Source organism: Haloferax sp. S1W (assembly GCF_044593955.1).
In the GTDB taxonomy this organism is placed as follows: Archaea; Halobacteriota; Halobacteria; order Halobacteriales; family Haloferacaceae; genus Haloferax.
Map to the genome: position 1 here is coordinate 1,037,420 of NZ_CP172595.1, position 13,938 is coordinate 1,051,357.

The 13,938-nt window shown below is 58.4% G+C and carries 13 protein-coding genes; 7 read left to right on the forward strand and 6 right to left on the reverse strand.

Annotated elements, in window-relative coordinates:
- The first annotated feature begins 40 nt into the window (after positions 1-40).
- The 4 genes from ACH9L7_RS05435 (at position 41) to ACH9L7_RS05450 (ending at position 3,634) form a co-directional block, all read left to right on the forward strand.
- Entirely contained in the window at positions 41-556 is a 516-nt protein-coding gene (locus ACH9L7_RS05435; protein ID WP_396612717.1) for a hypothetical protein, read from the forward strand.
- A 101-nt stretch (positions 557-657) separates the two neighbouring features.
- Positions 658-855, forward strand: a complete 198-nt coding sequence (locus ACH9L7_RS05440; protein WP_396612718.1) for a hypothetical protein — start codon at positions 658-660, stop codon at positions 853-855.
- Between the two features lie 125 nt (positions 856-980).
- The gene (locus tag ACH9L7_RS05445; protein ID WP_396613325.1) at positions 981-1,310 is read left to right on the forward strand and encodes a hypothetical protein; all 330 of its coding nucleotides are present in this window, start codon (positions 981-983) and stop codon (positions 1,308-1,310) included.
- Between the two features lie 410 nt (positions 1,311-1,720).
- Positions 1,721-3,634, forward strand: a complete 1,914-nt coding sequence (locus ACH9L7_RS05450) for a S8 family serine peptidase (RefSeq protein WP_396612719.1) — start codon at positions 1,721-1,723, stop codon at positions 3,632-3,634.
- Between the two features lie 71 nt (positions 3,635-3,705).
- On the opposite strand, the gene ACH9L7_RS05455 is transcribed toward ACH9L7_RS05450, so the two are convergent.
- Positions 3,706-4,524, reverse strand: a complete 819-nt coding sequence (locus ACH9L7_RS05455) for a hypothetical protein (protein WP_396612720.1) — start codon at positions 4,522-4,524, stop codon at positions 3,706-3,708.
- 103 nt (positions 4,525-4,627) lie between these two features.
- The gene (locus ACH9L7_RS05460; protein ID WP_396612721.1) at positions 4,628-6,409 is read right to left on the reverse strand and encodes a hypothetical protein; all 1,782 of its coding nucleotides are present in this window, start codon (positions 6,407-6,409) and stop codon (positions 4,628-4,630) included.
- Positions 6,410-7,652: 1,243 nt separating this feature from the next.
- Here ACH9L7_RS05460 and ACH9L7_RS05465 point away from each other — a divergent pair.
- From ACH9L7_RS05465 to ACH9L7_RS05475, 3 genes are all read left to right on the forward strand, one after another.
- Positions 7,653-7,877, forward strand: coding sequence for a DUF1059 domain-containing protein (locus ACH9L7_RS05465; protein WP_396612722.1), 225 nt, complete (start codon positions 7,653-7,655; stop codon positions 7,875-7,877).
- 120 nt (positions 7,878-7,997) lie between these two features.
- Entirely contained in the window at positions 7,998-8,822 is an 825-nt protein-coding gene (locus ACH9L7_RS05470) for a helix-turn-helix transcriptional regulator (protein ID WP_396612723.1), read from the forward strand.
- 178 nt (positions 8,823-9,000) lie between these two features.
- On the forward strand, positions 9,001-10,473 hold the full coding sequence (locus ACH9L7_RS05475) for an FAD-binding oxidoreductase (RefSeq protein ID WP_396612724.1): 1,473 nt from the start codon (positions 9,001-9,003) through the stop codon (positions 10,471-10,473).
- Between the two features lie 37 nt (positions 10,474-10,510).
- On the opposite strand, the gene ACH9L7_RS05480 is transcribed toward ACH9L7_RS05475, so the two are convergent.
- The 4 genes from ACH9L7_RS05480 to ACH9L7_RS05495 form a co-directional block, all read right to left on the reverse strand.
- Positions 10,511-11,569: an NAD-dependent epimerase/dehydratase family protein gene (locus ACH9L7_RS05480; RefSeq protein ID WP_396612725.1), complete on the reverse strand. Its 1,059-nt coding sequence runs from the start codon at positions 11,567-11,569 to the stop codon at positions 10,511-10,513.
- Positions 11,570-11,767: 198 nt separating this feature from the next.
- Positions 11,768-11,962, reverse strand: coding sequence for a cold-shock protein (locus ACH9L7_RS05485; protein WP_004041873.1), 195 nt, complete (start codon positions 11,960-11,962; stop codon positions 11,768-11,770).
- A gap of 245 nt (positions 11,963-12,207) precedes the next feature.
- Positions 12,208-12,519 (reverse strand): non-histone chromosomal MC1 family protein, encoded by a 312-nt coding sequence (locus tag ACH9L7_RS05490; protein WP_396612726.1) that lies wholly within the window; start codon positions 12,517-12,519, stop codon positions 12,208-12,210.
- Positions 12,520-12,726: 207 nt separating this feature from the next.
- The gene (locus ACH9L7_RS05495; protein WP_396612727.1) at positions 12,727-13,881 is read right to left on the reverse strand and encodes an acyl-CoA dehydrogenase family protein; all 1,155 of its coding nucleotides are present in this window, start codon (positions 13,879-13,881) and stop codon (positions 12,727-12,729) included.
- Between the last annotated feature and the right edge of the window lie 57 nt (positions 13,882-13,938).

Sequence of the window (13,938 nt, forward strand, 5' to 3'; positions counted from 1 at the left end):
TATGACTGGAAGTTAAGTCCAATAGCTTCGATGGGATTCTATGGATAAGCTGCTTGATGAACCAGATTGGTTGACCGTTCTAAGAATATTTTGGGAAGAGAACATCGGCTTTGAGTACTCCCCAGACTTAGAATGGGAAGAGCATGTACCTGAGCACCCAGATTTGGAAGGAATCGATGCAGCGGAACATGCACAAAATCTCTTGAGGTCTGGTCATCTTGGGGTTGAAGAACTCGATCTTCGATATAATTCGTCTGCTCCAATCGACTATTTGGACATAGTTCGTGTATCTGACAAAGGATTACAGGCAATTCGTGATCGGGAGACGTTGGAAATTCAAGCTAAATTCGAAAGAGAGCAATCTATTAAGTCAAATAAAGTAAACTCTGCAATTGGATACTTGACTATTGGATTATTGATTGTAACTCTCTCAGATATGGTATTAGCTACAAATTTGACTTGGATACCGACTCAAGCCATTCTTTTTGTTACTTTATTATTGGTTCTCGGTTTGATATATAAAATATCAAAATCGGGGCTTTTGGACACATACTGATTTTCTATCGTAGTCCCCTATGCTGTTGAGAAGTCCTAATTATTCACTTTCACTAGACTACTCTATACGGCTACAGTATTGCGGTTATACTTTCTTCTTGTATGGCATCTGAACCGATGTCGTTCAACGACTTCGAAGAAACGGAAGTTGAGGACGACTACGACGACGGAGTAGAGGAAATCAAATTCGAAGTGGACCAGCCAGTGGTCGGTGTCACCGTCGATATCGACCGCGACGTGGGGCCGAACGAAAACGACGTGATTCACCTCGCCCGCGGCGGCGACTCGCCGACCGGGTGAAGTTCCGGTCGAACGGTCAGATTCGGCGCGTCATCGACAAGAGGTGCCTCGACAAATCGGAGTCTAAAATAGGTCAACAGCATCTGAGGAAAGTTCAATTCCCTAACTATAGTCTATCCTAGATAATGTACCGCTATACCCCCTCGGAAATCGACTACGAACGCGCCAACCACCAAGCGAAGGTCCAAGACCGAAAGAACCTCGACGTAAAGCGAATCGGGAATCTCGGAGAACTCGCGTTCGAACAGTTCTGCCGCGAACACCTCCCCGTCGACCTCACCAGCGAGGTAGCCCCGTCCTCTAGAGGAAAGCCGATAGATTGCTCGCTCCTCGCCGTGATACTCGACGAGACCGTGTTCAAGCAGCGTGGCGAGATGTTCTCGAATGGTCGTTCTTCATCCGAACCTGAAACACCAGTCCAAACTCCTCCGATTAATTTCCCAATTATCATATAACTATGCGGTTCTTGTAGTATGCGTCTCAGTACCATTCAGATTCTTTTTCGACTCCCACCAGCCGATTTTTAGCTATTGATTCAGACTCAGGTCACACAACATCTATATTTGTATTGTACAGTCACAAGTTAAAGACTTTCAAAAACTCACGAATTTCATTCTATTTCTGGTATTATTAATATAATATTGGACAAAATTGGATGGATTTATGTTCTCCTAATCTGTGTGGTTGACCCATACGGTAGATGAATCTGATAAATGAAACACCGACCCGGAGGAGAATTCTCCAGGGCCTCAGCGTGGGAGTTGCTGGGTCTTTCCTCTCGGAAGAAGCGATGGCGGAAAAGTCCGGAGGAGAGAAAGCCGAACAACATATTGTCGGGACGAAGTCCAAACGCGGAAGACGTGCAGTGCGACGGCACGCAAAAGATGTCGCCACCGAACTGGACTTCGGCGACATCGGCCAGGCTATCGTCGGTCGGTTCGCACCGGAGGCGCTCGACGCACTACAGAGCCACGCGGGCGTCCGATACGTCGAGCCTGACGGTGAGGTGCTGGCACTCGGTCAGTCGCTCCCGTGGGGTATCGACCGCATCGATGCGGACGTTGCGCACGCCAACGGCGAAACCGGTTCCGGCGCGGACATCGCTATCATCGACACCGGTATCGACAGCGACCACCCGGACCTGCAAGCCAACCTCGGGACAGGATACGCCGTCGTCTCCTGCGAGGGGTCGAACTGTAACTACGCGTGGGACGACGACAACGACCACGGGACGCACTGTGCGGGCGTCGCCGGCGCGGTGAACAACTCCGAGGACGTCGTGGGCGTCAGCACCGAGGCGACGTTACATGCCGTGAAGGTGCTCGATAATTACGGCAGTGGGTCCTTCTCAGGCGTCGCGGAGGGCGTGAAATGGGTCGCCGACCAGGGCTACGATGTCGGCAGCCTGAGTCTCGGTGCCAGTTCAGGCTCGCAGACGATCAAGGACGCCTGCCAGTACGCCTACGATAAGGGCGTGTTGCTGGTCGCTGCGGCTGGGAACGACGGGCCGTGTTCTGACTGTGTCAGGTATCCAGCGGCGTATTCGACGGTCGTCGCGGTCAGTTCGATCAACATGGATGACACTCTGTCGAGTTCTTCTTCGACAGGCCAAGAAGTGGAGTTCGCCGCACCAGGGGGCTACATTTACTCGACGGTCATCGGCGGGTACGAATCGATGTCCGGTACGTCCATGGCCTGTCCCCACGTCGCCGGTGCGGCCGGTCAGCTCATGGCCAACGGGTACTCGAACACAGAAGCCCGCGACCAACTGCAGAAAACTGCTGAGGATATCGGACTGTCGAGTAACGAGCAAGGGTACGGTCTTCTCGACGTTGAGGCTGCACTCTCCGGTTCGGGTGGTGACACGAGTGTCGCCGTGTCCACCGACAGCGCCTCCAGTGTCGGTGAAACGAGCGCGACCCTCAACGGTGACCTCACCGACCTCGGCGGTGCCTCGTCGGCCGACGTCTCCTTCGAGTACCGGGAAAGCGGGACGAGTACGTGGTCCACGACGAGCGCGCAGACGCTCTCTTCAACTGGGACGTTCAGCCAAGACGTCACCGGCCTGTCGAGTGGGTCCGACTACGAGTACCGTGCAGTTGCCAGCGCGAGCGATGGCGATACGGACACGGGTAGTTCAGTGACGTTCACCACGAATACCGCCGATACGAGCGTCGCCGTCGCCACGGACAGCACCACCAGTGTCGGTGAGACGAGCGTGACCCTCAATGGCGACCTCACCGACCTCGGCGGTGCCTCGTCGGCCGACGTCTATTTCGAGTGGGGAGAGAGCGGCGGGAGCCTCTCAAACACGACAAGTACACAGACGCTCTCTTCGACCGGGACGTTCGACGAAAGCATCAGTGGACTCTCCAGTGGGACGGAGTACGAATTCCGTTCGGTTGCGAACGCCAGTGACGGCGACTCAGACACCGGCAGCACGCTGACGTTCACTACGGACAGCAGCACCGACAGTTCGGCACCGGTTGTCGATAGCTATTCCGTGACGGAAGCTGGCGAGCCGAACCCGCACGCGGAAATCACCGCTGACTGGGCTGTTTCAGACGCCGACGGTGACCTGAGCTCAGTACTCGTCGAGGTAATCGACTCCAGTGGAACGGTCGTCGACTCCGCACAGACGAACGTCAGCGGCGGAAGTGCGTCCGGAACTGACAAGTTCAAGATCAAACACGGAGGGAACACGACGTACGACGTGCGCCTCACGGTCACTGACACCGCCGAAAACAGCGCTACGGAAACGAAGTCGGTCAGCGCCTGAAGGGGAACACGTCACCCCACTCTTACTCGAAACACTGACGTGTTCCGAGGAGGAGGGCGGTCCGCGTTCGCCTACTCGACCTTCGCGGCGTTCATCTCGAACAGGCGAGCACCGCAGTTCGCACACTCACTGACGAGATATTCCCTCGACCGGCAGCACGATTCCCGGGTTTCGGTCGTCAGCGCTACTGACCCGTCACAACGCGGACACTGGTCGAGATACACGCGCAGCCCTCGCAGGACGCCACTTCGTTCCTCGACGGGCACGTCGCCCCAATCGGCGATTCGGTCCCGCAGGACGTGCTGGGCCGCCACGTCGGCGACCATCGCCTCGTAGGACACCCACGTCCCGACCTTCTCCCCGTCGGCATACGCGACATACGACCGCGCTTCTCGGCGAATCGAAAGCCGGGACGCCGGGACACCGAGCATCTCGGCGACCGTCTGCTCTGCGGTCGTCTCGTCGGTTCGGTCAATCTCCCGATACCACGCCTCCCGGAACTCGGTGGACAGGCACAGGTCGTCGGCGTCCGGACACGGCTCTAGGGCCCCGGCCCCCTGCAAGACGGTCTCTGGGTCGAGGCCGTCTTCCCCGTCGAGGGGAATCGCGTACGCGGGTGCTGGGTCCTTGTCGAACCATCGTAACACCCGGTCCGGGAAGTACCGCCGCGTGAGCGTCGGTGTCCCCGGTACCAGATAGCCTCTAACGTAGATTATCCCGAGGAAGAGGGCGAACGAGACGACCATGAGGGAGACGGAGGCGACTCCGAGGATTCCGCTCACGACCGCGGCGATGAGCACGTTCACGACCGTGCATGGGACGCACCTGTTCTCGCCGGTGTACTCCGGTTGCCGGAGCGAGCCGAACAGCCGTTGTGATTCCATTTTCATAGTAAGTGTGTGAGTTGATTCACGCGATAAAACGCAAACGAGCGGTGTCGCCGTCGGGCGACCCCCTCGTTCGCCAATTCACCGCGAAAGCGGTGGTCGATGCTCAGTCGAGGTCCTCGGCACAGACGAAGAACTCGACGTGGCTGACGGCAGTCTGCTTCCCATTCTTCGGATGGATGTTAGCACAGAGCTTGCCGTCGTACGTCTGGTCGTCAGTCTCGAAGTTGATCTCGTCCGGCGCTGGGTCGTCGGAGTCAGTCGTCCCGCACGACCAGATGTACTCGTTCCCGGCGTCTGCTCCGCCACCGCCCTTCACGAAGACCTTGAAGACCTCGAAGGTCGACGTGAAGTTGAAGCAGATCAGTTCGCCGTCGTCGCACTCTGCGTCAGCACCCTCGAACGTGATCGTGCCGTGGGTGCCACAGTCGACCGTGACATCGTCACCGGAGCACAATGCCTCGATCTGACCTTCGTCGATGCGGCAGACCTCAGTGAAGTCGATGCAGACGCAGTTGAGGTCCTCGGTGTTAGTCTCCGTGTGGAGCAGCCCACTGTCGTCGCTAGTGAACTCCACGCGGTCCGGCGGGCAATCACAGAGGTCCGTGATGTCGAACTCGTCGCTCGTGTTGCTGGTGCTGAGCGTCACAGTTCTCGGGTCCGCACAGTCATCCACGAAGTACAGCGTCGCAGTGACCGGGCAGTCTGCGATGAGTCCGGCCGTCGCTTCGACGGTCACCGTGTCGCAGGTGAAGGTCGCGTCGAGGTCGGGCTCACAGTGTTCGGCGTCGGTGAAGTCACCCGTGAATTCGGTCGTGGTGCCGGAGCCCACGCGGCTCCCGCCACGGAGTTCGTACACGGTGTACGACCGCGGCGTGCAGTAGCACCGACCTGCGGCTTCGAGGTCGATGGACCCGCTGACCGAGCCATCGGAGCCACCGGTGAACGTCTGCGATATCGGGTCGCAGTCGTGGAAGTCGACCACAACCTCGACGTCACAGCCGGGGACGGTCGACCCGCTGACCGAGAGCGCTTCACAGTCCGGCGTGACCGTCACGTCCGGCGCACAGGGTGTGTCCGACGCAGTCGCATCCACCGTCATGGATTTGGTGGTCTCGTCGAGCAGCGTCCACTCAAGCGTGACCTCGTCGGGTTCACAGTAACACGGCACAGTGAGCGTGTCGCTGAAGCCGTTGGACGCGTCGAGTGTCGTCGACTTGCTGTCGCAGTCGGTGAAGGTCAACGTGGCGTCGATGGGACAGCCATCGAGACCGTTGCTCACGCTGACGTCGACTTCGGTGCAGTCCGCGTCGACCGTTGCATCAGGGCGACACGAGGTGAGCGAGAAGCTGTCGTTCTGGTCCGACAGCGTCGCGCCACCGTCGTCGTTGTTGTACGTCACCTGCTCGGGCGTGCAGTAGCAACTGTAGTCGGTCCCGACGGTCCACGTGATCTCGAACGAGTCCGTATCGCCGACTCTGTCGGCGCTCGTGAACGTCTTTTCGACCATCTCGTCACAGTCGGTGTGCAGCGTTGCCGTGATCGGACAGCCATCGAGGAGGCTATCCTGTTCTGGGTCCGGCATCCCCGACGGGAACGTGGCGGTGGCCGTCACTTCATCACAGTCTGCCGTGGCCTCGAGTGTCGGCTCACAGAAGCCTGCAACGAGACCCGAATCGACTGTCGTAATGAGGTCCCCGGAGGTATCCGTACCCTCGTAGACGTTCATCACGTCCGGCGTGCAGTAACAACGCGCCGCGGCAGTCAGGTCGATGCTTGCGCTGATGGCGTTGTTGTCTGCCCCATCGTCATCGTTCGGGCCGCCGTCCGAGAACGTCCGGACGAGATCCGGACACTCGGAGTCGAAGAACTTGACCTCGAGGGTCATCTCTTCGATGTTGTCCACGTCGATCGCTGCCGTCGTGCAGTTCAGAGTACTACCCAACGGCACAGGTTCATCGGCCGGACAGACTTCGATCGTAATGTGGCTTATTGCATTCCGACAACGATCGCCGTCCGCAGTGAGCGTACAAAGCCTGTCACCGTCCGAAACGTCTTCGTGTATCGTACACGGACAGAAACCCCCTGCTTTCAGTGCGACACTGCCGACCTCACCACTCGGGTCCGAAACGTCGATGCACTGACTATCCTCTACGACTGTGATTGTGATGTCAGTACCGTCGATAGTACACGATTCCCCATCCTCCGGAATCGGGTCTATCTTACAGTAGCTACAGTCCGTGCTCGCAGCAGTGTCGAAACACTGCGACTGGCTGGCAGTAATATCTTGACAGTGACAAGAGTCGGTTTCGTCGTGGTGTGACGTAGCCGTCCCCACATAACCCGTCAACACACCGGTTGCGCCAGCCGCCTTCATTACGTCACGGCGACTCACCTTGAGGTATGTTTTGCTACGGTTCTCCGCTTCTAGTTCTTCTTCTGTGTCTTCTTGGTTTCCCATGTTCCACCCCTGACAGTTTGTGGCTCCAGTCCCCATGAGCTGGAGCCACAGCTGCCATAGAAACCCTACATCATGTGGGGGCATTGTAACAAACAAATTACAAACAGAAAGTCACAAGAACGATTACACTAAGTTGATATATCGGTTGTAGATTTCGGCAGAGGTCGCTCAAACCAGCTACATTGCTATACTCTGTGAAAGAAACGAGTCTTTTTTGACCACTCAACGTAGTTTCAGCACTGCCAGAGAACAACAATAGACAGACAACTATACTGGATAATTATACATTATTATATAACGATGATACTATTTCTCGACACACCTCGCTGTGCCCCGCAGACCAGTTTCTAGAGACGACCCAACAAGAGGTGACCGGGGGACCCGTCTCTGTGCATAGTTGGCTACGCGTGTGGGTTCGCAGAGAAAACTGGACCTGAGCGCTGTCGCAGTCGCCGTAGAGTCACTACCGGAGACGCGCGACTCGTGCTGCAAGGTGCCTCCTGAAGATGTGGAGGCCCGACCGTGACTATCCACGGGGAGAACCGTTCTCTTGGTCCGGTTGGTCTTCCGTACAGACGATCCGTTTCTCCTTTCCGACGTGGGTGACGCTGGGGAAAGATACACCGAAGCAAAGATACTTACCTGACTACGCAATGCCGGTGGTAAGGGAATGAGACGCTGCTCACATCCGGGCTGTTCGTGGCAGGCCATCGCGCCGTCGGACGACGCCGCGTTGGAACAATACGCCGAGCATCTCGTCAACGCGCACGCGAAGACTGTCGAGGCGGATATCCCAGATGGGATGGTCCAAATCAAACTTCGGGAAGACGACGAGTGGATTACCACGACGTTCGAGGAGGCACGGGACCTCCACGACTCGTTCCACGACCACTAGTCGGGCTACCGTACACACGCGGTCCGAAGACGAGTGGTCGCGCATGGTCCACGAACACAGCAGAGCGGGGCACTCCTCGGTAATCGTGGACTCTATTATCGATACGTGTGTATTGGTAACATGGTTTCTCCGAGAGAGGAGATAGAGTTCGTGGCCCGCTCGGACCACCGCGTCAAGGTCCTCGACGCGCTCGCCGACCAGCCTCGAAATCGGAACGAGTTGCGAACGGCGACAGGTGCCTCTTCTCCGACCGTTGGTCGAGTACTCGGTGATTTCGAGGATCGACAGTGGATAACCAGAGCCGGTTCGGCGTACGAACTGACGCCACTCGGCGCGTACGTGGCCGAGCAGTTCGCAGCCCTCCGCACCGCGATGGAGACAGAACAGAAACTCCGAGACGTGTGGCGATGGCTCCCCCACGACATGGAGGGCTTTTCTGTCGACCTGTTTGCCGATGCGGTAGTCTCGTATCCCGGTCCCGGATATCCGTATCAGCCGGTCGAGCGGGTTACGCATCTGATAGAGGAGACAACCGAGTTGCGGGGATTCGGAACGACCGTCTTCAAATCGGTCAACAACGAAACCGTCTGCCGAAAGGTCGAAGCCGGGATGGAGTTCGAGTACATCTACTCGCCGGACGTGCTCGAAAAAACGGTCGCGTGGAATCCGGAACGGGTCGCCCGGGCGGCCGCGTGTGAGAACTGTACCATCTTCCTCCACGAGAGCCTTCCAGACGGAAAGAGATGCGGCATCGGAATCTTCGATGACCGTATCGGTCTCTGCTGTCACGACGCCGAGACGGGACTGCTCGAAGCCGTCGTTGATACCGATGCGCCCGAAGCGCGCGAGTGGGCCACCGCCGTTTTCGAGCAGCATCGAACCGACGCTCACCCAGTTACTGCCGATGAACTCGGCGAACGCTTCTCGTCCAGTCGAATCACGTAACTGAGCGAACCCGGCCGTGATTGGGTTCGGTACCCGGCCCCGTTGACCGGGTGTGACAGACGGCGTCGCCAACAGGGTGACATACAACCTCTCCAACAGGGAACCATTTCAGGCGGCGAAATATTTCACGAGGAAGTGTCATCCTCTCTTCGACAGTATCTAGCACGGGGTAGAAACCATGACTAAAGTGGGCTCGAACGGCGGTACTGCTACGCAAACAACAATCGCGACCCGCGGGGGGTCGAAGACAACGGTATCCGAGGAGGCAGTCGAAGCATTCAGCGAACGTATCCATGGCCGACTGCTCGTTCCCACGGACCCGGAGTTCGAAGTGGCGACGCGCCTCTGGAACGGGATGATAGAGAAGTCCCCGGCACTCGTCGTGCAGCCAACGGGAACCGCGGATGTCGTCGACGCCGTCAACTTCGCCCGTGAACATGACCTCGAACTTTCGGTACGGGGCGGCGGGCACAACATCGCGGGGACTGCGCTGGCCGACGACGGGTTCACCATCGATATGTCCGGACTTCGAGGAGTCATCGTCGACCCCGAGGCACGGGCCGTGACGGCGCAGGCCGGATGTCTCCTCCAAGACGTAGACCGCGAGACACAACTGCACGGGTTGGCGACGCCGCTCGGGTTCGTCTCAGAGACCGGGCTGGCAGGGCTCACGCTCGGCGGCGGATTCGGCTATCTCACTCGACGGTTTGGGTGGGCGGTCGACAATCTGCTCGAAGTCGAGGTTGTCACCGCAGACGGGGAAGTCAGACGGGCCAGCCGCGACGAGAACGAGGACCTCTTTTGGGCGATTCGGGGCGCAGGACACAACTACGGTGTCGTCACGTCCTTTACGTTCCGTCTCCACGAGGTTGGCCCGACGGTCTATGGCGGTCTCATCGCGTGGCCGTTCGAGCGAGCGGACGAGGTTCTCGACACCTACCAAGCACTCACCGCCGAGGGACCGAGGGAGTTGACGGTGTTCCAGCTCCTCCGGCGGGCACCACCGGCACCGTTCGTCCCCGAAGAATGGCACGGAAAGCGAATCTGTGCAATGGCTGTCTGCTACACCGGCGACTTGGACGATGTTGACGACGCACTTGCACCGATTCGGGAACTCGGCGATCCGGTGGTCGATTTACTCCAGGAGCAATCGTACACCCAACTCCAGTCGTACCTCGATGCGACACAACCCAAAGGCAATCACTACTACTGGAAGACGGAGTTCGCGTCTGAGCTAACCGACGAGCTATGTTCGACCATACAGGAACTCTGCGACGAGTGTCCGATTCCGGGGGCACAGTTGGTACTCGCACACATCGGTGGCGCTCTCAACGAACGGGACGCTGACGACGGGTGTGTCGGAAACAGGGACGCTCGCTTTGTGTACGGTGTCGCCGGAATGTGGGACCCAGACGAACCGAATGAGGACGACTATCAGCAGTGGGTCCGCGATGCCTGGAAACGACTTCGTCCCTTCTCGACCGGCGGCAACTACGTGAACTTCCAGACCGCCGACGACGACGAAGGGCGTGTTCGTGCGACCTACGGCGAGCACTTCGACCGACTTCAGGAGATTAAGGCGCGATACGACCCGGAGAACGTGTTCCGAACGAACCGGAACATCAGTCCGGCCGACGGTAGCGGGGCCTAACAAAGCGGGCGACCGAAAGTTGGCGCAGTTCGCTCCGCTACTCGGCGACTGCTTCGAGGAAGCGTTCTTCGGCCTCTCGACCCGGGTCGAACATGCTTCCATCGCGGTCGCTCGTCAGTGATTCTTCGACGGTTCGTTCCATCGCGACGTCCGGTGGTGTCGAGTCCCAGCCGAGCGACGAGAGTTTGCACGTCGACAGCACGTGCGGGTAGTTGCTGCCGAGGTGGTGATAGAGGACGAAGTCGTCGGGGTCAAGGTCGAACTCGGCGAGTTCGCGGCGACTCGCGTGATACACCTCTACGGTGGTATCGAGCGTCTCGGCGATGAGGTCGATAACGTCTTCCATCGTGAAGACGGTGCGGTCGGCCGCGTTGTAGGCCTCGCCGGGCGTCCCCGATTCGGCGACGATTCGGAGCGCCCGCGCCACGTCCTCGACATACACGCGATGCCAGATTGCGGTTCCGTCGCCGGGGACGACCACGCGGTCGTAGCGGTCGAGTCGGTCGATCCAGTAGTCGTGGTGGTCCTGTAGCTCTGGAAGGTCCTCCGCCCAAGAGATAGAGCCAACAAGTGAAGTGTCGCTGGAGGCGACCGCTTTCGGCCCGTAGACCATTGTCGGTCGGACACACATTGCTGCGACACCTCGGTCGGCGGCGGCCCTGACGATTCGGTCGCACTCGGCTTTGCGGGGGCCGTACGTCCGCATCGTGTTGTCGCCCGCGTATTCTTCTGCGTACGCGTGCAGTGGCGTCTCGTCCTCTCGCTTCGGAATCTCGTGGGCGTCGTAGACACCCCCACTGGAGACGTAGACGTACGCGCCCACGTCCGCGAAAATCTCCACCGCCTCCCGCGCGGCGTCCGGCTGGAAGACAGCGTTGTCGATGACGATGTTCGGGTCGACGCGTTCGGCGGCCGCTTCGAGTGCGTCGGCGTCGGTTCTGTCGACCGCAACATAGGTGACGCCGTCGCGGGGTTCTGATGGATAGCCTCGTGACCCTCTGCTGAACACCGTCACCTCGTATCCGTGGTCGAGCAACTCTTCTGTGGTGTGGTACCCGACGAACCCAGTCCCCCCGATAACGAGCGCAGATGTCATGCTCGAAATACAATCTAAATGAACAAAACTGTATGCAACGGTGGAATGGTTTACTTAATGCTGGAGCTGAATCTCTCGAGGGATGACACGAGTAGAACCCAACTGGGCGGCACGGCAGTTGACAGCAGCGCCGCTCGCCGGTTCGGTTCTCTGAGAAATGATCCGTAGTATTGTCGCTACGCGCGACGTCCTACCGATTTAAAGACGCGTGAGGTTCGTCGCACGCGGGCCCTTGGGGGCCTGTTCAATGTCAAACTCCACATCCGTTCCTTCTTCGAGGTCAGGGCCGCCGATGTCTTCCATGTGGAAGAACACGTCGTCGTCCGCATCGTCCGTCGAAATGAAACCGTAGCCGCCAGTGTCGTTGAAGAAATCAACGTTTCCTTTCGCCATTGCTTTTGGACACAGTGGCCGTTTGGGGATAAAGCTTGTGAGGGTCGTGTTGCCATGGCCATATTTTCTTGAATTCTTTTTCCGATATAGCCACATGAATAGACATTTGTTCTGAAACCCGACTTCTGCGGACGCTCGGCTAGCGCATCGTCGGTGTTCGAAGCGGATTCTGTGGTATCGGCAGTTCTCGAGGTGGCAACTGAACAGCAGTCCCCGAGTATTCGAACGGAGTAACCGCGGCGCGGTCACTCGTCGAGGTGTTCGATTCCTTGCTTCGAGACGTTAGCTCTCGTGACGCTGTTGCCCATCCACTCTGGGTCGTCGTCGCTCTTCGATTCGGTCCACGCCCACCCCTCGTAGATGTGGACGCGGTCTGTCCCTCGCTCACGGAGTCGGAGCGTAGCTTTCCCGTCTACCTCGTCGCGACTCGGTGCCGGATGGAGCCGACGGGCGGCTTTGAGCGCGGCCTGTCGGGGGTATCGTCCGCTGAACACGCTCGTCTCTTTGCCATCGTCCTCGATGAGGACGAAATTTCGCTTACCATCTTCTCGTGGCATGCTGTGTACTACCACTGTCATCGAGTTAGTACTTCGTGTCTGATTGACGTGATTTGTCGGCGGGGTACCGCAGTTAGCTACCACGTACATTCCACTTTCGGAGTGAGAGACGTGCTACTCTCGGAGCGAAGTTCGCTCCGGTCGCTCACGAGACTCGAAAATTAAAACGGCGCGGTTGGGTCGGAAAACGGCGCGGTTGGGTCGGGGTTAGAAGCCCTTTCCGAGCAGTTCGCGTGCGATGACGTTCTTTTGAATCTCCGTCGTCCCCTCGTAAATCTGCGTAATCTTCGAATCGCGGTAGAGACGCTCGACATCGTGGTCGTTGACGAACCCAGCGCCGCCGTGAATCTGGACGGCTTCGTCGGCGACATCGGTGGCGACGTTGGACGCGAACTCCTTGGCCATCGACGCGAGTGCGGTCAACTGACCTTCGTCGTTGTCGACGCTCCAGGCGGACTTGTAGGTCAACTGGCGGGCCGCTTCCGTCGCGGTGTGCATCTCGGCGAGTTTGTGCTGAATCGCCTGGAAGTCGCTGATGGGGCGGCCGAACTGCTCGCGCTCTTTCGCGTATTCGAGCGCGCGCTCGCAGGCACCCTTGGCGATACCGACGCCTTGCGCCGCAACGGCAGTCCGGGTCTCGTCGAAGAACTGCATGAGTTGGAGGAAGCCCATTCCTTCGGTGCCGACGAGATTCTCTTCGGGCACGCGCACGTCGTCGAGGATGAGTTCGGCCGTGTCGCTGGCGCGAATCCCCATCTTTCCGGTAATCTTGTCGGCACTGAAACCGTCGCGGTCCGATTCGACGACAATCTGCGAAAAGCCAGAGTAGCGGTCCGACGCGTCGGGGTCGGTCTGGCACATGACGACGAAATAGTCGCCGACGGTGCCGTTCGTAATCCACATCTTGTTGCCGTTGAGGACCCACTCGTCACCGTCTTTCTCCGCACGTGTGCGTACGGAGGTCACGTCGGACCCGGCCTGCGGTTCACTGATGGCCGCGCCCATGACTGACTCTCCTTCGACGATGGGCGGCAAGAATTGCTCTTTTTGGTCTTCCGTGCCGAAGTCGATGATGGCTTCAGCCCCGAACCCGGCGCTCGTGATGCAAAGCCCGATACCGGGGTCGACGGCGAACAGTTCTTCGGTGACGAGGGCGTTCTCCAGCGACGAGTAGCCGACGCCGCCGTACTCAACGGGGAAGTGTGCCCCGGTCAGCCCCATCTGGGCTGCCTTCTTCATGATGTCGTGGGGGTACTTTTCTTCTTCGTCGTACTCGGTGGCGACAGGTGCAATCTCGTTTTCTGCGAACCGGCGAACCTCCTCGCGGATTGCTTCCTGCTCTTCTGTGAGATGGAAATCCATGGTTAATAATCACAAACTGTTCCAATAATGCTTGTGACACTCAAAAAAACTGAGAAC

Bases quoted from the DNA above. Each gene is read 5' to 3' on its own strand.
- ACH9L7_RS05490 (WP_396612726.1), bottom strand. From the start codon at position 12,519: ATGCCACGAGAAGATGGTAAGCGAAATTTCGTCCTCATCGAGGACGAT.
- ACH9L7_RS05485 (WP_004041873.1), bottom strand. From the start codon at position 11,962: ATGGCGAAAGGAAACGTTGATTTCTTCAACGACACTGGCGGCTACGGT.
- ACH9L7_RS05480 (WP_396612725.1), bottom strand. From the start codon at position 11,569: ATGACATCTGCGCTCGTTATCGGGGGGACTGGGTTCGTCGGGTACCAC.
- ACH9L7_RS05475 (WP_396612724.1), top strand. From the start codon at position 9,001: ATGACTAAAGTGGGCTCGAACGGCGGTACTGCTACGCAAACAACAATC.
- ACH9L7_RS05440 (WP_396612718.1), top strand. From the start codon at position 658: ATGGCATCTGAACCGATGTCGTTCAACGACTTCGAAGAAACGGAAGTT.
- ACH9L7_RS05495 (WP_396612727.1), bottom strand. From the start codon at position 13,881: ATGGATTTCCATCTCACAGAAGAGCAGGAAGCAATCCGCGAGGAGGTT.
- ACH9L7_RS05460 (WP_396612721.1), bottom strand. From the start codon at position 6,409: ATGACCCTCGAGGTCAAGTTCTTCGACTCCGAGTGTCCGGATCTCGTC.
- ACH9L7_RS05435 (WP_396612717.1), top strand. From the start codon at position 41: ATGGATAAGCTGCTTGATGAACCAGATTGGTTGACCGTTCTAAGAATA.
- ACH9L7_RS05445 (WP_396613325.1), top strand. From the start codon at position 981: ATGTACCGCTATACCCCCTCGGAAATCGACTACGAACGCGCCAACCAC.
- ACH9L7_RS05470 (WP_396612723.1), top strand. From the start codon at position 7,998: ATGGTTTCTCCGAGAGAGGAGATAGAGTTCGTGGCCCGCTCGGACCAC.
- ACH9L7_RS05455 (WP_396612720.1), bottom strand. From the start codon at position 4,524: ATGAAAATGGAATCACAACGGCTGTTCGGCTCGCTCCGGCAACCGGAG.
- ACH9L7_RS05465 (WP_396612722.1), top strand. From the start codon at position 7,653: ATGAGACGCTGCTCACATCCGGGCTGTTCGTGGCAGGCCATCGCGCCG.